General features: G+C 57.9%; 21 protein-coding genes. 8 read left to right on the forward strand and 13 right to left on the reverse strand.

Annotated elements, in window-relative coordinates; translation table 11 throughout:
• Window positions 1-59: 59 nt before the first annotated feature.
• The 5 genes from lnt to hisS all read right to left on the reverse strand — a co-directional run bounded on the left by lnt (window position 60) and on the right by hisS (window position 5,884).
• Window positions 60-1,676, reverse strand: coding sequence for an apolipoprotein N-acyltransferase (gene lnt / locus HUO12_RS09190; RefSeq protein WP_332310395.1), 1,617 nt, complete (start codon window positions 1,674-1,676; stop codon window positions 60-62).
• Between the two features lie 79 nt (window positions 1,677-1,755).
• A complete protein-coding gene (locus tag HUO12_RS09195) occupies window positions 1,756-2,406 on the reverse strand; it encodes a DUF4167 domain-containing protein (protein ID WP_176273271.1) in 651 nt (216 codons plus the stop codon).
• Window positions 2,407-2,673: 267 nt separating this feature from the next.
• Window positions 2,674-3,501: a peptide chain release factor N(5)-glutamine methyltransferase gene (prmC, locus tag HUO12_RS09200; protein ID WP_176273272.1), complete on the reverse strand. Its 828-nt coding sequence runs from the start codon at window positions 3,499-3,501 to the stop codon at window positions 2,674-2,676.
• Window positions 3,498-4,565 (reverse strand): peptide chain release factor 1, encoded by a 1,068-nt coding sequence (gene prfA, locus HUO12_RS09205; protein ID WP_176273273.1) that lies wholly within the window; start codon window positions 4,563-4,565, stop codon window positions 3,498-3,500. The genes prmC and prfA overlap by 4 nt, the downstream gene beginning before the upstream one ends.
• On the reverse strand, window positions 4,565-5,884 hold the full coding sequence (gene hisS, locus HUO12_RS09210; RefSeq protein ID WP_176273274.1) for a histidine--tRNA ligase: 1,320 nt from the start codon (window positions 5,882-5,884) through the stop codon (window positions 4,565-4,567). Before hisS ends, prfA begins: the two co-directional genes overlap by 1 nt.
• A 123-nt stretch (window positions 5,885-6,007) precedes the next feature.
• On the opposite strand from hisS, the gene ppa reads away from it, so the two are divergent.
• Complete coding sequence (gene ppa / locus HUO12_RS09215) at window positions 6,008-6,535, forward strand: inorganic diphosphatase (protein ID WP_176273275.1); 528 nt, start codon at window positions 6,008-6,010, stop codon at window positions 6,533-6,535.
• Between the two features lie 3 nt (window positions 6,536-6,538).
• Here ppa and HUO12_RS09220 read toward each other — a convergent pair whose 3' ends face one another.
• A complete protein-coding gene (locus HUO12_RS09220; protein ID WP_176273276.1) occupies window positions 6,539-7,882 on the reverse strand; it encodes a mechanosensitive ion channel family protein in 1,344 nt (447 codons plus the stop codon).
• Between the two features lie 153 nt (window positions 7,883-8,035).
• Complete coding sequence (locus HUO12_RS09225; RefSeq protein WP_332310396.1) at window positions 8,036-8,422, reverse strand: hypothetical protein; 387 nt, start codon at window positions 8,420-8,422, stop codon at window positions 8,036-8,038.
• 178 nt (window positions 8,423-8,600) lie between these two features.
• Between HUO12_RS09225 and lptB the strand changes: the two genes are divergently transcribed.
• The 4 genes from lptB (at window position 8,601) to HUO12_RS09245 (ending at window position 12,753) form a co-directional block, all read left to right on the forward strand.
• On the forward strand, window positions 8,601-9,380 hold the full coding sequence (gene lptB / locus HUO12_RS09230) for an LPS export ABC transporter ATP-binding protein (protein ID WP_176274386.1): 780 nt from the start codon (window positions 8,601-8,603) through the stop codon (window positions 9,378-9,380).
• 11 nt (window positions 9,381-9,391) lie between these two features.
• Window positions 9,392-10,900, forward strand: a complete 1,509-nt coding sequence (rpoN, locus tag HUO12_RS09235) for an RNA polymerase factor sigma-54 (protein ID WP_176273277.1) — start codon at window positions 9,392-9,394, stop codon at window positions 10,898-10,900.
• Between the two features lie 179 nt (window positions 10,901-11,079).
• The gene (gene ctrA, locus HUO12_RS09240; protein ID WP_176273278.1) at window positions 11,080-11,775 is read left to right on the forward strand and encodes a response regulator transcription factor CtrA; all 696 of its coding nucleotides are present in this window, start codon (window positions 11,080-11,082) and stop codon (window positions 11,773-11,775) included.
• 144 nt (window positions 11,776-11,919) lie between these two features.
• Complete coding sequence (locus HUO12_RS09245) at window positions 11,920-12,753, forward strand: class I SAM-dependent methyltransferase (RefSeq protein WP_176273279.1); 834 nt, start codon at window positions 11,920-11,922, stop codon at window positions 12,751-12,753.
• A gap of 21 nt (window positions 12,754-12,774) precedes the next feature.
• On the opposite strand, the gene HUO12_RS09250 is transcribed toward HUO12_RS09245, so the two are convergent.
• Window positions 12,775-13,986, reverse strand: a complete 1,212-nt coding sequence (locus HUO12_RS09250; protein ID WP_176273280.1) for a mechanosensitive ion channel family protein — start codon at window positions 13,984-13,986, stop codon at window positions 12,775-12,777.
• Window positions 13,987-14,116: 130 nt separating this feature from the next.
• Between HUO12_RS09250 and trmB the strand changes: the two genes are divergently transcribed.
• Together trmB and HUO12_RS09260 are read left to right on the forward strand one after the other, a co-directional pair.
• Window positions 14,117-14,818 carry a tRNA (guanine(46)-N(7))-methyltransferase TrmB gene (gene trmB, locus HUO12_RS09255; RefSeq protein ID WP_176273281.1) on the forward strand — a complete coding sequence of 234 codons (702 nt, stop codon included), beginning with the start codon at window positions 14,117-14,119 and terminating at the stop codon, window positions 14,816-14,818.
• Between the two features lie 29 nt (window positions 14,819-14,847).
• Entirely contained in the window at window positions 14,848-15,558 is a 711-nt protein-coding gene (locus HUO12_RS09260; protein WP_176273282.1) for a DUF3592 domain-containing protein, read from the forward strand.
• A gap of 12 nt (window positions 15,559-15,570) precedes the next feature.
• Here HUO12_RS09260 and HUO12_RS09265 read toward each other — a convergent pair whose 3' ends face one another.
• The 5 genes from HUO12_RS09265 to HUO12_RS09285 form a co-directional block, all read right to left on the reverse strand.
• On the reverse strand, window positions 15,571-16,584 hold the full coding sequence (locus HUO12_RS09265; protein WP_176273283.1) for a zinc-binding alcohol dehydrogenase family protein: 1,014 nt from the start codon (window positions 16,582-16,584) through the stop codon (window positions 15,571-15,573).
• 105 nt (window positions 16,585-16,689) lie between these two features.
• Window positions 16,690-17,802: a DUF1501 domain-containing protein gene (locus HUO12_RS09270; protein ID WP_176273284.1), complete on the reverse strand. Its 1,113-nt coding sequence runs from the start codon at window positions 17,800-17,802 to the stop codon at window positions 16,690-16,692.
• Between the two features lie 4 nt (window positions 17,803-17,806).
• Complete coding sequence (locus HUO12_RS09275; protein ID WP_176273285.1) at window positions 17,807-19,294, reverse strand: DUF1800 domain-containing protein; 1,488 nt, start codon at window positions 19,292-19,294, stop codon at window positions 17,807-17,809.
• A 130-nt stretch (window positions 19,295-19,424) separates the two neighbouring features.
• Window positions 19,425-19,952 (reverse strand): glycine cleavage system protein R, encoded by a 528-nt coding sequence (locus HUO12_RS09280; protein ID WP_176273286.1) that lies wholly within the window; start codon window positions 19,950-19,952, stop codon window positions 19,425-19,427.
• 3 nt (window positions 19,953-19,955) lie between these two features.
• Window positions 19,956-22,226, reverse strand: coding sequence for an NADP-dependent malic enzyme (locus HUO12_RS09285; protein WP_232367356.1), 2,271 nt, complete (start codon window positions 22,224-22,226; stop codon window positions 19,956-19,958).
• Window positions 22,227-22,341: 115 nt separating this feature from the next.
• Here HUO12_RS09285 and mutS point away from each other — a divergent pair, with 115 nt between their 5' ends.
• Window positions 22,342-24,987 (forward strand): DNA mismatch repair protein MutS, encoded by a 2,646-nt coding sequence (gene mutS, locus HUO12_RS09290; protein ID WP_456298149.1) that lies wholly within the window; start codon window positions 22,342-22,344, stop codon window positions 24,985-24,987.
• Window positions 24,988-25,011: the final 24 nt, after the last annotated feature.

A 25,011-nucleotide genomic window follows, 5' to 3' on the forward strand; every position in this document is an offset into this window, starting at 1 on the left:
GAAAAAGGATGGAATACATGAAGACCATATAAGGACTTCTTTATGTGTGGAAACACGTTCTAGACGGAGCGTCTGTACATGACAACCAAGGATAGCGCGGCAATCAAAAATGCCCAGAAAAGGGGCAGAATATTGCCCAACTGCCCGAACCAGGTCGGCTTGGCTGCAGGCGGTATGTAGCCATCAATCCGGTCTGCCTGGTCCTGTCCGATATGGCCGCGCACCACACCACGTGCATCCACGACTGCGCTTATGCCCGTCGTAGTCGCGCGCAACACAGGCAAGCCCTCTTCCAGAGCGCGCATTCGCGCTTGCGCCAAATGCTGAGGCGGGCCCCAAGCACCGAACCAGCCATCATTGGACGGATTGAAAATATAGTCGGGCCGGTTTTCAGGATCGACGACATCACCGGAGAATACAATCTCATAGCAGATTTGCAGGCCCGCTTTGCCAAACTGCCCGAGGTCCAGCGTTTGCGGACCGGGCCCTTCGACATAGTCGATTGTGCCTGGAACAAGCCGCGAGAGGCCAAGCGGCTCCAGAATATCGCGCATCGGCAGATATTCGCCGTAAGGGACGAGATGCGCTTTCACGTAAGTCTGTTCGATCTCGCCCGCCGGGTTGATCACACTCACAGCATTGCGCGCGCTGATCGCGGTGCGCCTCCCGCCTCTCTCGCCTAAGTCGAGATGGACAAGACCTGTCAGCAAAAGACTGTTTTGCCCCACCAATTGCCCCAAACGGCGCCGGGCAAAGGAAGGATCAGCTCCGGCAGTCATTTGCACATAGTAACGCTGCGGATAGCCATCCTCGAGATAGTCAGGGACAGCACTTTCAGGCCAAAAGACCAGCCTTTCGTCGTCACCACCCGGCGCAGTCAGTTCGGAAATGCGCTTGAAATGCTCTTCGAACTTACGAGGATCATCCATCTCTTCCTGAGGGATGTAAGGCTGCACCAAGGCAAAGCGCACATCACCCGTCTGCAGCTCCTGCCATGGCGGCATGAGCATCCCTGCAGCGATAATCGCGCTTAATGCGGCGGTCAGCGCCCAATGCCGGTAGACCACGAAGGCCGCAAACAAACCGCCGAGCAAGATGACAAAGCCGGACAGCGCATAAGTCCCGATCCATGGCAGCAGCAAAGCCAATCCGGGGCGCGTGAATTCGCCGAGCAAAGCAAGGCCAAGCGGCGGCCAAGGGTAGCCGGTAAACACCCAACCCCGCATCCATTCCGTAACGATCCAGAATGCCGCAAACAGGCCTGCAAAGCTCACCAGACCCGGCGGGTTCATCTGGAAGCGGCGCATCATCGCGCCGATCACTGCGTGGGTGGCGACTGCTGCCAATGCAGGATAGATTGCGAGATAAATGCACAAGAGCGGCACAGCGAGCCAGCCAAGTGCGGGGGGCATCTCCGCCTGAAAGGTGAATGCTGTCGCGATCCAGTTATTCGCAAGGCTCAGATGGCTCCACCCGAAGAGCCAGCCCCACCACGCAGCTTGACGCAGGCTCTGCGCGCCTTGCAGCAAGGTGATGAAAGCCGCCACAGCGAGCAGAGTGAGCGGCCATAGGCCAAGCGGTGGAAAGCCGGTCGCAGCGACAAGGCCCAAGACCAACGAGGAAATCGCCGGCCTGTCGACCATCAAATAGTATGCCCGCGAAAGAAGGACTGACACTGCGGCGCCCCTTAATGCATCACTGTACAGCGTTGTAAGGGCCCGCTTTCAAGAAGCAAGTTATGCAGACCGGCTCCAATCAGCCGACAGCCTGCATATCGCCTTCGCCATCCTCATCCGCAGCTTTGCGGCGGCGGCGCGGTTTCGGCGCGCTCGCCTCTTCCCCGTCATCATCCGAACCGGCGGAGATGGCTGGCGGTAGAACGCCTGCATCAATCTCGTCCGAAGCGCTGTCAGCTGCTTCTTGCTCGCGAGGCTTACGACGACTGCCACGACCCTCACCACGCGTACGGCGAGGCTTAGGCGCATCTTCTTCGTCATCCGAACCCGGCGTACCTTCTACGCCGCGCTCGCCTTCGTCCTGTTGCTGTTCGCGATCATCGCGGCGACCGCGAGAGCGACGATTATTGCGGCGGCGATCATCGCCATCGGAATCATCATCGTCATCATCGCCGGACTGGCCGCGCTCTTCCTGACGTTTGGCGCGCGCTTCGTCCTGACGCGCTTTATTGTCAGCGATCACACGGAAATAGTGGTCAGCAAACTGCAGATAGTACTCGGCCTGCACCCGGTCGCCATTATGCTGCGCGTCCTGAGCAAGCTTCTTGTACTTGTCGAGCAGCTGAGGCGCATTGCCCCGTGCCCGGCTGTCAATGCGATTGGCTGAGTTGCCACCGGTCTGATTGCGATTACCGCGACCGCGGCGACGATTATTACGGTTATTGTTCAAGGAAATCTCATCCTTACGTGTCGGCCATGTTTTGGAACGATTTTGGCAATTGCGAGCAAATGCCAATCAGCAACCCTCTGACCAGAAAATCCGTCGGCAAGCCGGGCGGCGCACGTGAAAGCGCTCTACTCCGCAAACTTCGGCAAGCTTAACCGCTGTGCCCCATTCGATTGTGTTGCGGAACTGAGCGCATCGGTGAGCTGCAAGGCGTTGACCGATGGGCTTGATTCGGAGGTAGCTTGCTGAAACCCCTTTGCCAAGCCCCGTTTACAATTGCCTGAGGATGAGTGCTCTGTCGCGCCCTGCCAGATCAGTGCGAATTTCCGCTGAAAACCCTGATTTCGCGGCAATTTCTGACACTGACTCCGCCTGATCATGTCCGATTTCGAGAATTATCACCGCATCAGGTGTGGTTAATTCGCACAGCTGCGGGATGAGTATTGCGTAGTCGTCGAGACCCTCTGGTCCCGCGAAGAGCGCGTCAGACGGCTCGAAATCGCGCACATCAGGAGCAAGCTCTGCGTTGTTTGCGACATAGGGCGGGTTGGCGATGATGCAGTCGAAGCGTCCCAGATCATCCGCCCATCCCGCTTCATTCCAGTCAGCTTTGACGATCCGCGCGCGGGCCTGAACGCCGAGCCGCGCCGCGTTCTCTGCCGCGATCTGCACCGCATCAAAGCTCGCATCGACCCCGACCCCTTCAAGACCTTCTCGCTCTGCAATTATTGTGAGAAGCAATGCACCAGAGCCTGTTCCAAGATCGAGAACCCGCCCCGTTTCCGGCGCGACCTCAAGCGCTGCGTCCACTACGGTCTCGCTGTCAGGCCGCGGGATCAACACACCGGGCGCGACGAGAAAATCGCGGCCAAAGAAATCGGCTTGTCCGGTGATGTAAGCGACAGGCTCATGCCGCGCGCGGCGCTCGGCCAATGCAGCAAAGCTTTGTGGGACCGGGTCCGCCATACTGCGCAGCAACATGGACGAGCGGTCCGTCCCCAGCGCATGCGCCATCAGCAATTCCGCATCGAGCCGCGCTGTATCGGACGTTTCAGCGAGGCGCTCTGCCGCTTGGCGGATGGCCTCGGACACTGTCATTCGGTCATCGCGGCGAGGCGCTTCGCCTCGTCCTCTGCGGTCAGCGCATCGACAAGTTCCCCAAGACCCGGCCCGGCGATGATCTCGTCAAGCTTGTGCAGTGTGAGGCCAATTCGGTGATCCGTCACGCGGCCTTGCGGGAAATTATAGGTGCGGATGCGTTCGGACCGGTCGCCGGAGCCAACCATCGCCTTACGCGCTTCGGCTTCCGCGCCTTGGGTTTGCTCACGAAAATGATCATAGATCCGTGTGCGCAGAACTTGCATCGCCTTGGCGCGGTTCTTGATCTGGCTGCGCTCGTCCTGCTGCTGAACTACAATCCCGGTCGGCAAGTGCGTGATCCGCACCGCGCTATCGGTCGTGTTGACGTGCTGACCGCCCGCACCCGAGGCGCGATAGGTGTCGATCTTCAAGTCCTGGTCATTGATCTGGACATCGACTTCATCGGGTTCCGGCAGCACAGCAACAGTCGCAGCCGAGGTATGAATGCGCCCGCCGCTTTCCGTCACAGGCACGCGCTGGACGCGGTGCACGCCGCTTTCAAATTTGAGCTTGGCGAACACGCCTGTCCCGCGCACATTGGCGACGATTTCCTTGAAGCCGCCAACTTCCGAAGCGTTCATGCTGACAGGCTCGACCTTCCAGCCCTGTTCGGACGCAAACCGCTCATACATGCGGTAAAGATCGCCAGCGAACAGCCCCGCTTCATCGCCGCCGGTCCCTGCGCGGATCTCCAGCATGGCAGGCTTGTTGTCCGCGCTGTCCTTGGGCAGCATCGCGACCGCAAGTTTGCGCTCAAGGTCAGGCAGAGCTTCGCGAATATTCGCGAGTTCCTCTTCTGCCATGGCTTTCATCTCAGGATCGGCGAGCATCTCTTCGAGGCCTGCGATCTCTTCGCGCGCTGCCTTCACTTCGCCGGCAATCTTCGCGACGGGTTCCAACTCGGCATAGTCGCGGCTTGCCCGCACGAACTCATCGCCTTCAAGCGTGCCCGAAGCCATGCGCGCTTCCAGCTCCGCAAAGCGATGCGCGATTTGATCAAGGCGTTCGGCGGGTATTTGCATTAATCGGCCTGATCTAGCCAGCCACGCATCTTCGCCGCAGTCTTAGTATCAAACTGGGCCTCATGGAGTACGTCAATATCGGAATATCCTGACCCATCTTCACGCTGCGCCAGCACTCTCATTATCAGGCCTTCGTAGTCCTTGTGCTGCAAGAGAAGCATTAGCTTCGGCTCCGCTCTTGCCGCCTTTTCAAACCTCTTGGAGCGTTTACCCGAAGCAACAATACTTGCGCCGAAGCAATTTTTCCTAAGCTGGGATACGATTTTGATCGGCCAATCGACAGCGCGTTCATTGGATAGCCTATCATCATCAATCAGGATGGCATCTGCTTTCGGCTCTTCCTTCTCCCCAACCAGCATCGCCAGCCGCTCGATTCCAGCGGCCCAGCCGACCGCTGGCGTAGCCGAACCGCCCAGGCTCTCCATCAGCCCGTCATAGCGGCCACCGCCGAGGATCGTGCTTTGCGAGCCGAGCTTGCTGGCGGCTTCCGAGCCTTCGTCCGGAATAAACTCAAACGCGGTGTGCCGATAATAGTCGAGCCCGCGCACAAGGCTTTCCGCGCGGCTCCATTTCACATCCGCCGCATCCAAGCCCGACGTCACCGCCTCAAAAAAAGCTTTCGCTTCATCGGTCAAGAAATCATCGATCTTCGGCGCTTCGGCGACAAACTTGCGGTCGCGCGGGTCCTTGGAATCCAGAATCCGTAGCGGGTTCTTCTCGAGCCGTTCCTGAGAATCTTCGGACAGCTCGCCTTTCACTGCGCGGAAGTATTCCACCAATTCCGCACGCCAGTTCTCCCGGCTGTCCGCATCGCCGAGCGTATTGAGGTGCAGCGTCACACCTTCAATCCCGAGCTCTTTCAAGAGCTGGTCGGCAAAGGCGAGCAACTCGACATCGGCTTGCGGCTCGCCTGCGCCAATGATCTCCGCATCGATCTGGTGGAACTGGCGATACCGCCCCTTTTGCGGGCGCTCGTAGCGGAACAGAGGCCCGTGCGTCGCGACCTTCAAGGGCGCGTGCTGCTGCCAGCCGCGCTCGAGGTAAGCGCGCGCAATCCCGGCAGTAAATTCAGGCCGCAAGGTCAGGCTCTCGCCGCCGCGATCCTCGAACGAATACATTTCTTTCGAGACAACGTCTGTCGTCTCGCCAATAGCGCGACTGAAGACTTCGGTCTTTTCAAACACCGGCATTTCAACCCGCCGGAAGCGGTAGAGCTTACGCACGCGCTCAAACGTCTCGACCACAAAGGCGAAGGCCTCTGCGTCAGCGCCGAAGATATCTTGTGTCCCGCGAATGGACTGAGGTGAATTCTTAGCCATGGGCGCGCGATTACGACCAAGGAAGGGGTTTCGCAATGCCGCATGCGCGGCTAAGGCGCGCTCCAACACAACCAAGTGCTCGCTTTGGGGAGAGGGAGCGGCACGCAAAGCAAGGCAAAACGCATGCGTATCGACAAGATCCCCACCGGCGCAAATCCGCCTGAAGACCTCAACGTCATCATCGAAGTGCCGACCGGCGGTGAGCCTGTAAAATACGAGTTCGACAAGGATTCGGGCGCTCTGTTTGTCGATCGCATCTTGCACACGCCGATGCGCTATCCGGCCAATTACGGCTTTATCCCGCACACACTCTCGCCCGATGGCGACCCGCTGGATGCACTGGTTATTGCACGTAGCCCGTTCATCGCCGGTTGTGTCGTACGCTCGCGACCGATCGGCGTGCTGAACCTGGAAGACGAGCATGGCGGCGATGAAAAGCTCATCTGCGTGCCAGTCGACACGACTTTTCCGTATTATTCCGATGTGGGCGAGACGAAGGATTTGCCGTCAATCATCTTCCAGCAGATCGAGCACTTCTTCACCCACTACAAGGATCTCGAAGCGGAAAAATGGGTGCGCGTCGGCAATTGGGGCGATGCGCAAGAAGCGCGCAAGATAGTGCTCGAAGCTATCGAGCGCGCGAAAGGTTAAGGCTCACTCAACCGGGCGATTTGCATCGAGCAAGTCTTTAGCCTGCCCGGCTTCGCTGAGGCGTTCCTTCTCAACCATTTCGGTGATTTCGCTCTCCGGCCGGACGTCCTGCTCGACAACCCCCGAAGCAACGGGAGATACAGGTTCAGGCGGCTTATCGTGCGCTGCCAGCATACCACGTCCAAGTGGTAGTGCTTCACTGCGCGCATCCACACGCAAGCGATAGATTGGTTCAGGCAAGGCATATCCTGCCTGTTCGAGGGCGTCTTTGACTGCCGCAATCGCAAGGCTGCGCGACTTGTACCAGTCAGCCTGGTCTTGGTTGATCCAAGCCAGAAAGCGAATGCTGATGTTTGAGTCCCCAACATCCTCGATGCGAGCAACGGCTTCGGGCTCCTTGAGAACAAACGGCAGAGCAGCAAGCGCTTCTGCCCCGATCTGCATTGCGCCGCGCGGGTCATCGTCCGCATCGACGCCCAATACAAAATCGAAGCGGCGCTGCGGATTTCGAGTGTAATTAAGGATTACCGCTTTGAAGACTTGACCATTCGGGATGCGCAGATGGTTTCCGTCTAATGTCATCAGGATCGTGGCGCGGCTGGTGAGTCGGATAACGCGACCTTCATAAGTATCAATCAGGACCCAGTCATTCGCACGGAATGGCTGGCGAATGCTCAGCATGAGCGAAGCGATGTAGTTCTCAATCGTATCGCGCATGGCAAAGCTCAGCGCGATCCCGATCACACCCGCGCCGCCAAGCACTGCGCCCATTAATGCGCCCGCACCGAGCATGTCCAACGCAATGACCAGTCCGCCGATCACGAACAAGAACCGGATCGCACTTCGAATAAGTTCGGCGAGGAACGCATTCGGCGCGATGCGGTCCCACAGTCCGGAGAAGCCGGCGATGAGATAGCCAAGGCCGCCAACCACCGCAGCGACGATCCCGGCAACTACAAGCAGCGGGAGCAAGCTAAGGAAGGCCGAGCTGATCTCAGATAATCGTCCCAGGACAGAGAGATTCTCTTGAACAGACAGGTCGCGCTCAATCGCGTTCTCGACCGTTACAACTCCGGTTACCCGTCCCGCGATGTTTGCAGCACGCTGGATAGCCTCAGGGTCTGCTACACTGCCGGAAAGCGAGACGACCCCTTCGTTCACTTCAATCGACACATTCTGAAAAGCTGGCAACTCGGCAAAAATGCCGCGGATCCGTTCCGCTATAAGCTCATCATCACCTTCATCAGGCAGCGTCTCGATTACTTGCTCAACTGCAGGTTCGCCTTGCGGTGGAGCCGCTTCAGAAACAACAGGGACGAGAGCATGCGCGGGAAGGCTTGGCATCATCAGCGCCAGCACAACGATGAACGCGAAACAAGGGCATAAAAATCGTGTCAGACGATGGGCCAAAACCACGCTCTCCCTTACTTTCGCAAGGCTAGCGCAAGGCGCTTAGCGAGCCAAGCGATGCGATATCGGGAAAAAAGTTGTGAAGCGCGATCAGCCCGCGCTGAAGATCAGCTTGAAAACGCCGGTCAGAACGAGCGGCAGCATGATTGCCATCACCCAAAGCCAGGTGATGTCGCGCCGGAATGCCGGGCGCATCGCTTCGTCGGCTGCTTCGGCATCGGATAGGCCCATCCAGCGACGCTCGAACCAGCGGCACGCCGGAATGATGCCCGCAACGAGCACAACCAGAGCGATGTAAGGAAGGATGGAAGAGAAGCCGTCTTTCAAGGCCTGGACAGTCACGAAAATCTGAAGCGCTGTATAAACGAGCAAGGCGTAAGCGACATGATCGCTCATCGATTTGCGCCAGTCGAGGCCACGTGGCGTCGCCGTTTGCACCTGCGCCTTTGCGCGCGATGAATATTGGTTCTTTGTCACACAGCCTCTCCGCTGCTTGTTCTTCCCGATTCGGAGTATCCCAGAGGATAGCGAATGTTGCAAGTTTGCTAACCATAGCGGCGCGCCAGCTGCTCCCCAGCTGCTTACATGCATAAATCCTGCCAAATGAGAGCAAATGGGGGTTTTCTGCGCGAGAATGGCTGCTACACCGCTGCTCATGAGCGAAAGCGACACTCTGGAAGCTGCTACAATCGATGCGACTGCTCCGCTGCCCAATGGCGGCCTGGAAGTCATTTCGATCGCCAAGAGTTACGACAAGCGGTCGATCCTAACGGACATCTCTCTCACTGTTGGCAAGGGCGAAGTCCTCGGGCTACTCGGGCCAAACGGTGCAGGCAAAACGACGTGCTTCTATTCCATCATGGGTCTCGTGAAGCCCGATGCAGGCCGCATCCTGATGGATGGCGAGGATGTGACGCATCTGCCGATGTATCGCCGCGCGATCCTGGGGCTTGGCTATCTGCCGCAGGAAACCAGTATTTTTCGCGGAATGACGGTCGAGCAGAACATCAATTGCGTGCTCGAAATGGTCGAGCCCGATGCAGAAACCCGTGCCGCCGAGCTGGAGCGGCTGCTTGAAGAGTTTCACATAGAGCATTTGCGTGATAGCCCTGCGATGGCGCTGTCGGGCGGCGAGCGGCGCCGCTGCGAGATCGCTCGGGCGCTGGCAGCCAAGCCCTCGATCATGCTGCTGGATGAACCTTTCGCTGGCATCGACCCGCTCTCGATCAGCGATATTCGCGACCTGGTGAAGGACCTCAAGGAACGCGGCATCGGCGTGCTTATCACCGACCACAATGTGCGCGAGACCCTCGATATCGTAGACCGCGCTTGCATTATATATGGCGGCCAGGTGCTGTTCGCGGGCACGCCGCAAGATCTGGTTGCGGATGAGAATGTGAAGCGGCTGTATCTGGGAGAGAGCTTCACGCTCTGACGGTTTTTCCCATGGCGCTTGGACCAAGACTGGATCTCCGCCAATCGCAGAGCTTGGTGATGACGCCGCAGCTGCAGCAGGCGATCAAGCTGCTGGCAGCCTCCAATCTGGAAATCGAAGCCTTTATCGGAGAAGCGTTGGAAGCGAACCCGCTCCTCGAAGCGGGCGAAGTTGCACGCGAAGCCACGCCAACCGAAGGCGAGCCTGACGATGTGCCGCGCGAGGAGTTCACTGCAGACCAGCTGATCGCGCAAGGTCAGGGCGAAGCCGAGGCTCCGCTCGATATCGATAGCGACGCGATCGATCGCGACGTTGACACCGGCGATGCCGGCACAGGCTTTGATGAAAGCGGCGATTGGGCGGCGTCGGGCGCGAGTTATTCGCTCGATGATGATCTTTCGCCGCTCGACCGGGCGACCAGCGAGCTGTCCCTGGCGGACCATCTTGAAGCGCAAATCGGTGCAGTCACTCAAAGCGCCGCAGAGCTGTTCATTGCGCGCCATCTTATCGGATTGCTCGACGAAGCCGGATATCTGGCGTTTGATCTGCGCGATATCGCCGCTGATCTCGGGGTCGACAGGCAGGATGTCAAAGCAGCATTGAAGCGCGTCCAGTCGCTTGACCCAAGCGGCGTCGGGGCGCGCACTCTTTCCGAATGCCTGGAAATCCAGGCACGCGAAGCGGACCGCTATGACCCGTGCATGCAGAAGCTCATCGCTAACCTCGATTTGCTGGCGCGCGGAGATATCGCTCGATTGAAACGCATGTGCCAGGTCGATGATGAAGACTTTGCTGATATGCTGAGCGAATTGCGCGGCTATGATCCCAAGCCTGGCCTTGCCCTTGGTTCATCCACCGTCGGCTCGGTGGTGCCTGACGTGCTTGTCAAATCGAACGCTGCGGGAAGCTGGGACATTTCGCTCAACGAAGCGACCTTGCCGCGCCTCATCGTCAACCGAACATATTATGTAGAGCTTCGCGACGGTTCGCCCGACAAGGACGCGCATAACTGGCTGCGCGAAAAACTCTCGGATGCAAACTGGCTGATCAAGGCATTGGACCAGCGCCAGAAGACAATCCTCAAGACTGCGTCAGAAATCGTCAAACGTCAGGACGGTTTCTTTCGCAAAGGCGTATCCGAACTCAAACCGCTTACCTTGCGTGAAGTCGCAGATAGCATCGACATGCATGAATCGACCGTTAGCCGCGTCACCAGCAACAAATATCTCGATTGCGAGCGCGGCTGCTTTGAACTGAAATACTTCTTTACAAGCGGTGTCGCGCGGATCGGCGGTTCAGGCGATGGCGAAGGCGCATCAAGCGAAGCAATCAAGTCCCGCATTAAGGCGTTGATCGATGGAGAGGACCCTAAAAAAGTCCTGTCGGATGCCAAACTGGTCGAACTTCTTAACGAAGAAGGGTTCGATCTGGCACGGCGCACAGTGGCCAAATACCGCGAGGCTATAAGCATAGGCTCAAGCGCGCAGCGCCGCCGGCAGAAGAAGCTCGCCGCGCTTTAGTCTCCGTAGCCTCGCGTATTGTCAGGCTTTACGTGGTGTTGCCAAAAAGACTCGCAGTTAAATCGGCTTAACCTTTCACGGGTTGTTAACCTTTTCCGTTCAGACCTCGTGTGGTTAATACAGGTCAATCTCTCTTGACGAGGGGTTACCGCGAACAGGGGCTAAAGGGGGACCAACCCATGCGCGTGCTGCTTATTGAAGACGAACCAACAACAGCAAAAGCTATCGAGCTGATGCTGACCACGGAAGGGTTCAATGTCTACTCTACCGATCTGGGCGAAGAAGGCCTGGATCTCGGTAAGCTGTATGATTACGATATTATTCTGCTCGATCTCAACCTGCCGGACATGCACGGCTATGACGTGCTGAAGAAGCTGCGTGTTGCCAAGGTGCAGACGCCGGTTCTGATCCTTTCAGGCATTGCCGAAATGGACAGCAAGATCCGCAGCTTCGGCTTCGGCGCTGATGATTACGTGACCAAGCCATTCCACCGCGAAGAGCTGGTCGCACGCATCCACGCAGTTGTGCGTCGTTCGAAAGGCCACAGCCAGTCGATCATCCGCACCGGCAAGCTTGCCGTGAACCTTGATGCCAAGACCGTTGAAGTCGATGGTGCCCGCGTTCACTTGACCGGCAAGGAATATGCGATGCTTGAGCTGCTGAGCCTGCGCAAAGGCACGACGCTCACCAAGGAAATGTTCCTCAACCACCTCTACGGCGGTATGGACGAGCCTGAACTCAAGATCATCGACGTCTTTATCTGCAAGCTGCGCAAGAAATTGAGCCATGCCTGCGATGGCGAAAACTACATCGAAACGGTCTGGGGCCGCGGATATGTTCTTCGCGACGCAGACGAAGCTGCAGAAGCCGCTTGATCCGCTAAAACCAAGTTCAATCTTGGATGGGAATTGGAACGCCCGGGGTGGAAACACTCCGGGCGTTTTCTGTGCGGAGAATGGTTGTCTGGACCTCAAGGCTGCTTGATGAGATACTGCGCCCGATCCCGGAGTATTTTTCTCATGCCGCTCGTACCGGAATTCCTCGCCGGAAGGACGCCCCCAGACCTTTATGGTCAATACCTTGAACCTGCTTTCGAGCCTTGGGTCGAGGCTCTACTTGATTATGCAGGCCCGCATGGTCGGGTGATAGACATCGCCTGCGGCACCGGCATCGTTAGCCGTTTCTTGGCGCGGCTTGACCAAGTGGAACAGATTGACGCAATCGACGTCGCTCCCGCCATGATCGCCAAAGCCCGCTCAATGTCGAGCAATTCTTCTCCCAAGATCTCATTTATCGAAGCCAGTGCGCTAAGCTTGCCATTTGCGGACGACACATTTGATGCGGCCTTGTGCCAGCAGGGCCTCCAGTTCTTCCCCGACAAGTTGGCCGGCCTGCGTGAAGCGCGCCGCGTATTGAAACCCGGAGCCCGTGCCGCTTTCTCGATCTGGTGCAATGCTCGTGACGGCTTACCGGTATTCGATGCCTTCGAAAGAGCGATTTCCGACGCCCTTGGTAGCGATCTCGTCCCGTTTGGGCCCTTTTCATTCGGGGATCGCGACGAAATCAGCAGTCTGGCCGAAGCGGCTGGCTTCAAATCCACTTCAATCGAGGTGCAAAGCCGATTGTCGCCGCTGCCTGACATTCGCACCTTCGTGCTTTTCGATATCGCATTTCTCGGTCGTCCAGCCCCGGACGGCACCCTCCAACCGATCATGGATTTCGCGAACCCGGCGAGCGACGACGTGATCCTTGCGCTGATAGATCGGATGGAAAAGGACTGCGCTGCTTACTGCGAACCGGACGGTTCCTTGCTCGCCCCGATGCGTGCGCACATACTGATTGCCGAAGCCTAGATCACGCCGCTCTTGCGCAGGCTAGCTTGCCGCTCCAAGCTGGCGCATATCCAGACCGCTCGGCTCCTGGAAAATCCGCAAATCGAATTCAGGCAGGATCGCGAGCAAGTGATCGAAGACATCAGCCTGGATGCCTTCATACTCGCCCCAATTGGTGGTCGTGGTGAAGCAGTAGACTTCGATCGGCAGACCCTCGGGGCCGGGGGGCAATTGCCGGACCAACAGCGTGAAGCCTTGGTCGTTGATCTTGGGATGGCTCTTAAGATAGCCGATAATGTAAGCACGAAGCGTCCCGATATTGGTGATGCGCCGCGCATTGATCGCATCTTCGCCGGCCAGTTCTGACGCGTTCCATTCGGCGATTTCCTGCTTCTTGGCCGCGAGATAATCTTTCAGCACTCGGAAGCGCTTGAGGCCAGTCACTTCATCATCACTCATGAAGCGAACCGAATTCTGATCGATCATCAGCGCGCGCTTGATCCGGCGTCCGCCGCTCTCCGACATTCCGCGCCAGTTGCGATAGGAATCGGACACCAACCGATGCGTGGGAATATAGGCAATTGTCTTGTCGAAGTTCTGCACTTTGACTGTGTGAAGCGAGATATCGATCACATCGCCATCAGCATTCATGCTCGGCATTTCAATCCAGTCGCCAACGCGCAGCATGTCATTGGTCGTAAGCTGGACGCTCGCAACCAAAGACAGGATCGTATCCTTGAAGACCAGCAAGAGAACTGCGGTGACAGCGCCAAGACCGGACAGCAGGAGCAGCGGTGACTCATCGATCAGGACAGAGATCATGATGATTGCCGCGCCGCAAAGGACAGCGATCTTCACAACTTGGATAAACCCTTTGATCGGCCGGTTCTTGGAGCGCGGATGCCGCTCATAAAGCTCGTTCAGATAGGTGAGCCCCTTCACCATCCCCATGGCGATCGAAATCGCGATCAGTGCTTGGGCGACATTGACGACAACGGTCGTCACGGCCTCGTTAAGGTTCGGCACGAAAACAATGCCGCGCGAAATCATGAGCAGCGGTATGACGGTGGCGAGCCAGGCTGCCGCTTTATCGGACGTGTTGGTTTGCTCATCGAGCAGAGGTGCCGCGGCGCGCAGGATCACACGCTTCAAGATGTAGTTCACCAGCAACGCAGCTGCCGCGAGCGCGATGAGGCCAGCCAAGGATTGGACCCAAACGGGCTGGCTATCGAAGAGTTCGGTCAGGTAATTCATTGCGCGCGCGACCTATGCATTTAAAGGCGCGATTCAAGCTTTATCTCCACCCATCTCGGGGTCATCTAGGTATCATCTCCAATCATCTACCGCTGGACAAAGGCTATCTGATCGCTCTAGCGCGCTCGCCATGTCAGCATTCAAGGAAGGCGATCCGACGACTCTGAGCAGGCTGTATGGCCGCAGTCAGGGCAAGCCGCTGCGCCCTCGCCAACAAGGTCTAGTCGAAAATCTTTTGCCGCAAATTGCTGTTCCGGATGAAGGTCCGGTCACAGCGGAAGGGCTGTTTGGAGAGGACTGCCCGCTCCATTTCGAGATCGGTTTTGGTGGTGGTGAGCATCTCGCTTACCGCGCAGATTTGCTGCCAAATCATGGGTTTATCGGCGCAGAGCCGTTCCTGAACGGCGTCGCGCAAGCGCTCGGCCACATGGATGAAAAGCGACTTGCGAACATTCGTTTGTTCCATGGCGATGCGATCAATGTGTTGAAGCGCATCCCCGATGGAGCGCTCACCATGATCTACCTACTTCACCCCGACCCATGGCCCAAGAACAAGCACGCCAAGCGCCGGATGATGAATGACGGGCCGGTCCAATTGTTCGCAGACAAGCTCAAACCCGGCGGTGAACTGCGTTTTGGTACCGACCACCCGATTTATGTCCGGCATGCACTCATGGTCATGCAGCGCTTTACCGAGCAATTTGAATGGGTTGTGAAGGATCGGACGAGCTGGGATACGCGACCCTCGGGCTGGCCGGAAACCAGATATGAACACAAAGCGCGTACCGTCTACAATCATGAGGTATGGTATTTCCGCTATCGCAAACGATAGCTGCTAGCGATTGTAGGGAGGGCGCCGTGATGTCGAAAAGTCTTGCGAAATTTGGCCTGTTCTTCGCTGCATTCGGGATGGTCTTTGTCAGCATCGCAGGCTTCTTTGTGTTCCGCGATTATCAAGTCGCAACCAATGGCTTGCGCGCCCAAGGCGAAGTGATCGCGCTGGAGCGAAGCTATGACAGCGATGGCGATGCAACTTACGCACCCGTCTTCACATTCACTGATGTCAGGGGCACGCGCCACGAAGTGACTGGCTCAGTTAAAAGCTCGCCTGCGGCTTTCTCCCGCGGTGAGCAGGTGGAAGTGATCTACGACCCTGCTAAGCCCGGCAAAGCGATCATTGATAGCTTCAGCCAGCGTTATCTTTTCCCTTTGGTTTTCGGGGGTATAGGAGGGGTTTTCGCATTGATCGGCGGATGGTTTGTGATCGGTTATCAGCGCCGGAAGGCAACAATCGAGAGCCTCAAACAACGCGGCATGCGGATCGAAGCAAAGGTCAAGCGGTGTTATCGCGATACATCCGTCACGATCAATGGGCGCAGTCCATATAAGGTAACTGCACAAGCAACCCATCCCGCGACCGGCAAGCTCGCGAGCTTTACCAGCGACGCTATCTGGGTCGATTTATCTGATCAGCTCCAAGGCGGCACCGTGCCTGTGTTAGTCGATCCCGCGAAGCCCAGAGTGCACTGGATCGACCTTACCGAATGGGTACACGAAACCGAGCGAGCGTAGGCGGCGCCGCCGTTAGAAGCCCTCTAGTACCAGCTTACCGCGCACTGATTTGCTTTCCAGCATTTCGTGCGCCTTGCGCAGGTTCTCGACTGATAGCGGCCCCAAGTTCTCTGTCGCTGTCGACCGGGTTTGCCCTGCATCCACCAGCCCTGCCACTTCATCAAGGATCTGGCCTTGCCGCGCGATATCCGGCGTACCGAACAGCGAGCGGGTATACATGAACTCCCAATGGGTTGAGATCGACTTCTGCTTGAATAAGCGAATGTCCAATCCATCTGGATCATCGATCAGTCCGAACCGCCCCTGAGGTGCGATCAGCTCTGCAATGGATTCAAGATATTGGTGCGTATGCGTCGTCGAGAAAACAAAGCCCGGCGCACCAAGGCCAAGACCTTCAACTTGCTCAGCGAGTGGAATTGAGTGATCGATTACATGATGCGCGCCGAGTTCTTTCACCCATGCGCGGGTCTCGTCCCGCGAAGCGGTAGCGATGACATGAAGATCGGTCTTGGCCCTGAGTAGTTGTATCGCAATCGATCCCACGCCGCCGGCTCCGCCGATGATCAAGACCGCAGGCGCTGCGCCCGGCACCGGATCATGCACCCGCAAGCGATCGAACAGCATTTCATAGGCGGTCAGAGTAGTCAGCGGCAGCGCTGCTGCTTCGGTAGCGCTAATCGACTGCGGTGCGCGGCCAGCAATGCGCGCATCGACCACGTGATACTCGGCATTAGTCCCATCGCGATCAATTGCACCGGCATACCAGACTATATCGCCGATATTGAAGCGCGTGACTTTTTCGCCAATCTCGACAACTTCGCCAACCGCATCCCACCCTAGAATAGCGGGAGTATCACCCGAAGGATCGCGGTTCGTGCGGATCTTGCAGTCAACCGGATTGACAGAGACCGCTTGCACACGGACGAGGACATCGTGGCCTAGTGCGCTTGGCCGCTCTGCTTCGAACGCGATCAGCGCATCCTCGCGGTCCAATGATCCGGCTTTGCGGTATCCTATGGCTTTCATGTCTTGCCCCCCTTGGCATGCCCTCAACGCGATTGTCAGTGGCTCAACGCATAGAGTGCGCAGTCGGTTGCAAGATCAATGCTGGATATCTTGGTCGCCAGTCAGTTACGCAAAGACGCCGCTTAGGCGAGCGCGATCCATTTGATAATGCCGTGCGAGCTCGCGCGTGACGATGTCGGCAAAGCTCGCTGTCGGTTTCAGGTCGCGGCCCTGGAACAAGGCATCTTGCGAGAGGCCTGGCCAATCAGCTTCCACCATCGGACCACTACCAAGGCTTCCACCCAGCATCAGCATAGCTGAGGCAGTGCCGTGGTCGGTTCCTTGCGTGCCATTGACCGCAGCCGTCCGTCCGAATTCCGTTGCGACGATGATCAGTGTGTTCGCCCATGCACCGCCCAGCCCATTCCTTAGGCCCAAGAGAAGCTGATCCAATCCGCGCAATTGTCCGTTTAATCGACCGCGCTGATTGGAGTGTGTATCCCAGCCGCCAGTCTCGATCATCATCATGCGCGCGCCATCTTCAGGGGCCATCAAACGCGCTGCGAGCTCGCCCAATTGCGCGCCATTGCGGCCATTATTGCCTGCAAGATCGCCTGCAAGATCCTTGGTTTTCATCGCCTCGGACCATAGCGGAGCGAGCAAAGCATCTTCGTTATAAAGCGTCGACAGACGCAGCAGCAGATCCTCGCTCGCATTTGGCAACCGGTTTGGCACAAAAGTCGCCACGGGCTGCTTGCCTCGCATTGCAAGCGGAACAGAGGCCGCAATTGCAAGCGCCTGGCCTGATGGGTCAGGCAAAGCGTCGCGCATTCGTCCAATCCAGCCTGTTGGTTCTGCGTAAGGCCGCGTTGCGCCGCTCTCCAACACGTTTTGCCCGTCAAAGTGAGACCGATCGCGGTAATTCGTGGCAACAGCATGTGCCGCACGCGCTTGGCCGCTTGCGAAAAGCTCTCGCGTTTCCTGCAAAGCCGGATGCAGCCCGAAAATGCCATCAAGCGGCGCTGCACCATCATCCATGAAGGAGCCACGCAAACGCTGCAGGTCAGGATCACCCAGTGGCGGAACCAGCGCAAGTCCGTCAGCCGCGCCTCGTTGAATGATGAATACCAGCCGCTGGTCGGTAGGGGCTGCGGCAAAGGCAAGGTTCGGGAAAGCTGAGATAGCACCCGCGAGCCCTGCACCTTTCAGCAAATGGCGACGCTTGAGGGAAATAGTCATCAGATCATCTCCGCAGGAATTCGGGACTGGCAAAAAGCAATGCCATGCCGGTTGAAGGTTGTTCAGCACGTGCAATTGCGAGCGTTGTCGCTTCGCTGAGACCATCAGGCATGGCGCGTTCAGCGACATTTCTCGGATCGAGCGAATTGCCGATGCGATTGGCGACTTGCTGCGCGACTTCGACCCGCATCATCAAAGCGCCGGGGCCTGCCCAGGTTGCGGTCGTATCGCCCCAACCCGCGGGGCTGCCGGGTAGCCAGACACCTTGGCCGAGCTGCTGGAAAACAGGGACGAGACCGCGGCGTCCGGGCAAGCGGTCGATACCCGCCGCGCGCAGCATGCCGATGGTCCAGTCCCACGGACTGCGGAACTTCGGCGTGCTCGCATCCCAAGCCTCGGGCGAATTCACTAGCGCCTGATAAACCGTCGACAAATCGCCGTCTGATGAAAGATAGGCCTCTTCAAGCCGCGCAATCATCGCCTCGGGCGGTTCATCGGCGGCAAAGTGCCTCGCCAGCTTCGTCGCCAGATGTCGGGCGGTCTTCGGCGAACGCGCCAGGTCTGTCAGCACAGCCATCGCTTGCTCGCCGCCGCTTTCGGAATAACGTTTGCCGAGTATAGTGCGTGAGCCCGGTTCATGGATCGCTTCAACAAAGCGTGTTTCGCCGGGTTCGCCCGGGACAAGCCGAGCAAATCGCCCTCGCGCCAGGCCTGCAACTGTCCAGCCTGTCAGCGCTCGAGCCAACTCCGTGACATCGCTTTGGCTATAGCCGGTACGCACGCCTAGCGTGTGCAGCTCCAGCACTTCACGCGCCAGATTCTCATTCAGGCCGAGCTGCCGTCCGTTCTCGCGCCGACGCCGCGCAGTGCGCTGTCCGACCATTGAATTTGGACCTATGGACTGTGCTTGGTCCAGGTACAGCATCATCGCCGGATGCGTGACAGCGGCAAACAGCAGATCGCGGAAATTGCCCAAGATGTTCGGACGGATCGCAGTGAATTCGTAATTGCCTGCAAGTGGAACGACCGGCTGCTTGTCTGCCGACACAGCGAAATGGTTCGACCAGAAATGCACCATCCGTTCGGCAAATGGTGTCTCAGTTGTGATGGCCGACATAGTCCTCGCATTGGCAGCCTTGATAAATTCCAGCCTTAAGGCATTAGGTCCATTGCCGCGCCGGTTTCGCCGTCTTTGATCTGCGGCGGCGGCGTCGGGCTGCTGCGCCATTGCGGCTCCAGCGATATCCATCGAAGGACTATCTTGCCGAGCGTTGCGCTCACGCCTCACCATTGCGCGATAGTCGGCAAATGCCGTCATAAGTTCGCCGCGCGAAGGCAATTCGGTCAATGCCTCTGGCGCAGGCTCAAATCGTTGAAGCTGATCAAGCGCCCAGCCACGCGGATCATCGCCGACATACTCACCAGGGCGCGCACCAAGACCAAAGCGATGCAAAGCGAGCGTTTGAGCGCCGAACTGAACGGGCGATTGCATATGCGCCACCTCCTTAGAGCACCGATAATAGCGCGGCTTTCATCGAGCAGGTGTCGCAGATTGTATCAAAAGGTTGCTGAATGCAGCGTAACCAAGGACTTCGCAGACCTGATTGGCGCGTCCACGCAGCTTAGCCAAAATCCTTCTGAAAGCTGAAATCGACCATGATCTCGCTGGAAATTTCTTCAAGCGCCGCTTGGCCCTGCTCAGGTGTCACACCATCGGGCAGGATCGCGAGGACTTCTGCACGGAACAGATGTTCGCCGCCCCATGCGCCCATTTCTTCACCACTCGAAAGGCTTTCGATGTTGGCGCCAAGACCCGCCAGCACTGAACTGACTTGCTTGATTATGCCGGGTCGATCCTGCCCCACAAGCTCAAACAGGAGCAGGCTGCCCGAAGTGTCTGCATCGCTTTCAGCCGGGAATATGCGCACCTCCAGCCCGCCATCAATTGCAGCAATGGCTTGCTCGAGATTGCTCTTCTGCTCGGGCTCGATCTCCACCAGAACCGACCCGACATAGAGCCCGCCCAAGCGGCTGAGATGGCCTTCCTTCCAATTGCCTTGAGCAGCGAGGACTGCTTCGGACAATTCAGATGTCAGTCCAGGCCGGTCGCTGCCGGTTACTGTCAGAACGTATCGTGCAGTATCACTCATGTTTTAGCCCACCACTCCAGCGCTCGCGAGCACCGCCAATGTCAGAACATCAGGCGCGATCGCTGTCATAGGTACGATCTGCACGGGCTTCTCCATACCGATCAACATAGGGCCAATGGTCGCGTTGCCAGCAAGTTCTCGCAGCAATTTAGCAGACAGGTTCGCGGATTGAAGGCCGGGCATGACGAGGACATTGGCAGGCCCTGACAGGCGGCTGAACGGGTAGTATTTCATCACACCGGGATTGAGCGCAGCGTCCGGCGCCATCTCACCTTCATATTCGAAGCCGGGCTTTTCTTCATCGAGGATGGAAACCGCTTCACGAATGCTGTCCAGCCAACGCCCCGGAGGATTGCCAAAAGTCGAATAAGAAAGGAACGCGACGCGCGGTTCGTGCCCCATGCGGCGCGCCACCGCTGCTGTTTCCTTGGCGATATGCGCAAGCTGCTCTGCGCTCGGGCGCTCATTGATCGTAGTGTCGGCCAAAAACGTCGTATGGTTCTTGCCGATCATCATGTGGATACCGAAAGGCAATGCTCCGGGCTTGGGATCAAGCACGCGATTTACTTCGCGCGCGCTCTGCGCAAAGGTCCGCGTAAGACCGGTAATCATCGCATCGCCATGACCGAGCGCGACCAGCAGCGATGCAAACGTGTTCCGCTCCTGATTGACCATCCGGCGCACGTCGCGCTCAGTGTAACCTTTGCGCTGCAAGCGGTTGTAGAGATAGTCGACCATTGCCGGCACATGCTCGGACGTCGCTGAATTCTGGATTTCGAAGCTGCCAGGATCAGCGACAGATAGCTGGTGCAGCTTGTCGACTACAGCTTTGGTCCGGCCAACAAGGATCGGGGTGCCATAACCAAAGTCGCGATACTGGATCGCAGCACGAAGAACGACTTCCTCTTCGGCTTCTGCAAACACCACCCGCTTGGGATTGGCCTTCGCATCTTCGTAGACCCGAGTAAGCGCGCTCGTCGTCGGGTTGAGCCTCGCTTTCAGCTCGTGACGATATGCGTCCAGATCCTCGATCGGAGCCAGCGCAACACCTGAATCCATCGCGGCTTTCGCAACCGCTGATGAAACGACTTCGATCAGGCGCGGATCAAAGGGTGCCGGGATGATGTAATCGACGCCGAATTTCTGGTTTGAACCATAGGCAGCTGCGACCTCTTCCGGCACGCGTTCCCGAGCAAGCTCAGCAATCGCCGTGGCCGCAGCCATCTTCATCTCTTCATTGATCGTTGTTGCTTGCACATCAAGCGCGCCGCGGAAGATGAAGGGAAAGCCAAGGACGTTATTGACCTGGTTGGGGAAGTCACTCCGACCGGTCGCGATAATTGCATCCGGGCGAACTTTCTTGGCTTCATCCGGCATGATTTCCGGCGTGGGGTTCGCCATTGCGAAGATGATCGGCTGCTTCGCCATCTTCGCGACCCATTCGGGTTTAAGCGCCCCTGCAGCGGAAAGGCCGAGGAAGATATCAGCGCCTTCCAGCGCTTCTTCCAGGCTGCGGGCATCTGTCGCAACAGCATGCGCGCTCTTCCATTGATCGACATTCTCTCGGCCCGGATAGATCGGCCCAGAACGGTCACAGACGATCACATTTTCATGCCGGACACCTAACGACTTGATGAGCGCTGTACAGGCAAGCGCTGAAGCTCCGGCGCCATTCACCACCATCTTGCAGTCTTTAAGCTCGCGTCCTGTCAGATGTGCTGCATTGATAAGGCCAGCCGCAGAGATAATCGCGGTACCATGCTGGTCATCATGCATGACCGGGATGTTCATCCGCTCGCGTAGAGCCTGCTCAATGATGAAGCATTCCGGCGCTGCGATGTCTTCCAGATTGATCCCGCCGAAGCTCGGCTCCATCAACGCAACCGCTTCGATGAACTTCTCAGGGTCTTCGGTTGCAAGCTCGATGTCGATGGAATCGACATCAGCAAAGCGTTTGAACAGGACCGCCTTGCCTTCCATCACAGGCTTGGATGCAAGTGCTCCCAGATTGCCGAGCCCGAGAATGGCTGTGCCGTTAGAGATCACCGCGACAAGGTTCGAGCGGCCTGTGTAACGCGCAGCTGTGCTTGGGTCCTCGGCAATCGCTTCAACGGGCGCTGCGACACCCGGCGAGTAAGCCAGGCTTAGATCGCGCTGCGTCGCCATGGGTTTGGACGCAATGATCTCGATCTTACCGGGACGAATAGTCTCGTGGTAAAACAAGGCTTCACGGGTAGTGAAACTGACCGGGTCTTGCTCGTTCTCGTCCGCCAAGCGGGGTCTCCTGTTCGCTGTCATCAGCCCTCTAAACCGATGCGCCAGCAAACGATAGGGGAAAGGCGTCGGGTTTCGACTCCCGAATCGCACGCATCGTGAGTAGTCCGGTTGCATGACCGCGAAGACCGCGACCAAACCCACGCCGATGATGCAGCAATTCCTTGGCCTCAAGGAAGAGGCAGAGGATTGCCTGCTGTTCTATCGCATGGGCGATTTTTTCGAGTTGTTCTTTGACGATGCAAAGAAAGCGTCTGCAGTCCTCGACATCGCTTTGACGACGCGCGGTGAACATGGCGGAGAGCCCGTGCCGATGTGCGGTGTTCCGGTGCATTCGGCTGAAGGCTATCTGGCGCGGCTTATCAAGGCCGGTTGCAGGGTTGCCATCGCAGAACAGGTTGAGACGCCCGAGGAAGCAAAAGCGCGCGCCAAACGCGAAGGCACACCGTCTTCCAAAGCTCTGGTCAAAAGAGATATCGTCCGCTTTGTTACCGCCGGGACGCTGACAGAAGACGCGCTGCTTGAACCGCGCCGCGCAAATGTTCTGGCGGCGCTTGCAGAAGTTCGCGGTACCATTGGCATTGCAAGCTGTGACATTTCGACCGGTGCGATGATGCTGGAGGCATGCGCGCCTGATGGCCTATCCGCGGCTTTGGCAAGGCTAAGTGCTAGCGAAGTCGTTGTTCCAGAAGGCTGGAGCATTGAACCCGATGAACGAATCGAACGCGACCCTTCTGATTTCTCCAGCGATCAGGGGCGCGCGCGCCTTCAGAAAATCCACGAAGTCGCGACGCTTGATGGCTTTGGCGATTTCTCACGCGCTATGCTGGCAGCGGCCGGTGGGCTCATCGCTTACATGGAGCATGTGGGGCGCGGAAATTTGCCGCTGCTTCTGCCGCCCAAACTGCGCAGCTCCGCTCAGATCATGGCGATGGATGAAGCGACCCGCAGCAGTTTGGAAATCCTCGCCAGCCAATCGGGCGGCCGCGAGCACAGCCTAATTGCGGCTATTGATCGATGCTCTACTGGCGCAGGGGCAAGACTGCTCGCAGAGGATCTGACTGCGCCTTTGCTGGACCGCTCAGCCATTGAAGCACGCCTCGCGCTCGTCCAATGGCTCCATGACGATCCGATCGCGCGTGCTGAGCTGCGCGAGAAACTGCGCGCTCAGCCTGATTTCGCGCGTGCTCTGGGCCGGATCGCAGCAGGACGCGGCAGTCCACGCGATCTCGGACAAATCCGCGATGGACTGTCAGGGGCGCAGCAAATCCATGAGTTCCTCCAAGTCAAAAGTGATCAACCCAAGCTTCTCGGAAGCCTCTTGCCGGAATTGACGGGGCATGGCGCATTGGTTGACGAGCTGGCGCGAGCGCTTGTTCCATCCCCGCCGACTGAGCGCTCGAATGGTGGCTATATTGCGGAGGGCTACGATGCATCGCTCGACGAACTGCGCAGCATTTCAGGCAATGCGCGCCGCGCGATTGCTGCAATGGAAGCACGCTACCGCGAGGAAACCGAAATTGCTTCGCTGAAAATCAAGCACAATGGCGTGCTCGGATTTTTCATCGAAGTGCCCAGCCGTCACGCAGACGCTCTGATGGCGCAGGACAGCGGCTTCACACACCGCCAGACGATGAAAGGCGCAGTGCGCTTCAATTCAGTCGCGCTGCACGAAGAAGCCACACGGATTGCAGAGGCTGCCGGGCTAGCGCTTGCTTCAGAAGACGCACATTTCGACGACTTGGTGGCGCTTGTTCTTCGCACGCGCGAAGCCATCGCACAGTCCGCAGCTGCGATTGCGCGTATTGATGTTAGCGCGGGGCAGGCAGAGCGCGCGGCAGAAAGTGGCTGGTGCAGACCCAAGATCGCAGATGAAGCAGTGCTCGACATTCGCGAAGGCAAACATCCCGTGGTCGAAGCAGCGCTCGTCAAGAGCGGTGAGCGCTTTGTCGCCAATGATTGTGGCCTATCATCAACTGACAGATTCTGGCTCATTGGCGGCCCCAATATGGGGGGTAAGTCGACATTCCTGCGGCAGAACGCTTTGATTGTCCTGCTTGCGCAGGCTGGAGGGTTTGTCCCGGCAAGCAGCGCGCGGATTGGTCTCGTCGACCGCCTGTTCAGCCGCGTCGGCGCGTCTGACAATCTGGCGCGTGGACGTTCTACCTTTATGGTCGAGATGGTGGAGACCGCCGCTATTCTCGCGCAGGCAAGCGAGCGCAGTTTTGTAATCTTGGATGAAGTCGGGCGCGGTACGTCGACTTATGACGGCTTGGCGCTGGCATGGGCGGTTGCTGAGGCGATGCACTCGCAAATCCGGTGCCGCTGCCTGTTTGCCACTCATTATCACGAGCTGGCACGCCTGTCTGACAGTTGCGAAGCGCTTTCACTGCACCACGTTCGCGCGAGGGAATATAAGGGCGACCTGATTTTGCTTCATGAAGTCACTGGTGGCGCGGCGGATCAGTCCTTTGGGCTGGCTGTGGCGCGGCTTGCAGGGGTGCCCGATCGCGTGGTCAAGCGCGCCAGGCAAGTGCTGGCAAAGCTTGAGGAAAACCGCAAGGAAACCGGGGGTTTAGCCGCTGGATTGGGAGGCCTGCCTCTATTTGATGCGATCGAGCATGTGAGCGAAGATAGTGAAGATCCGGCACTCGCCCTGCTCGATGAAATTGCTGACCTTGACGTCGATTCCATGTCGCCTCGCGAGGCGCTAGAACAACTATACGCACTGGCGAATAGAGCGCGGTCCACTAAGCATTAACTTTCTCGTTTTATCCTCCGCCAA

The sequence above is a fragment of the Altererythrobacter lutimaris genome, from assembly GCF_013371495.1.
In the GTDB taxonomy this organism is placed as follows: domain Bacteria; phylum Pseudomonadota; class Alphaproteobacteria; order Sphingomonadales; family Sphingomonadaceae; genus Erythrobacter; species Erythrobacter lutimaris_A.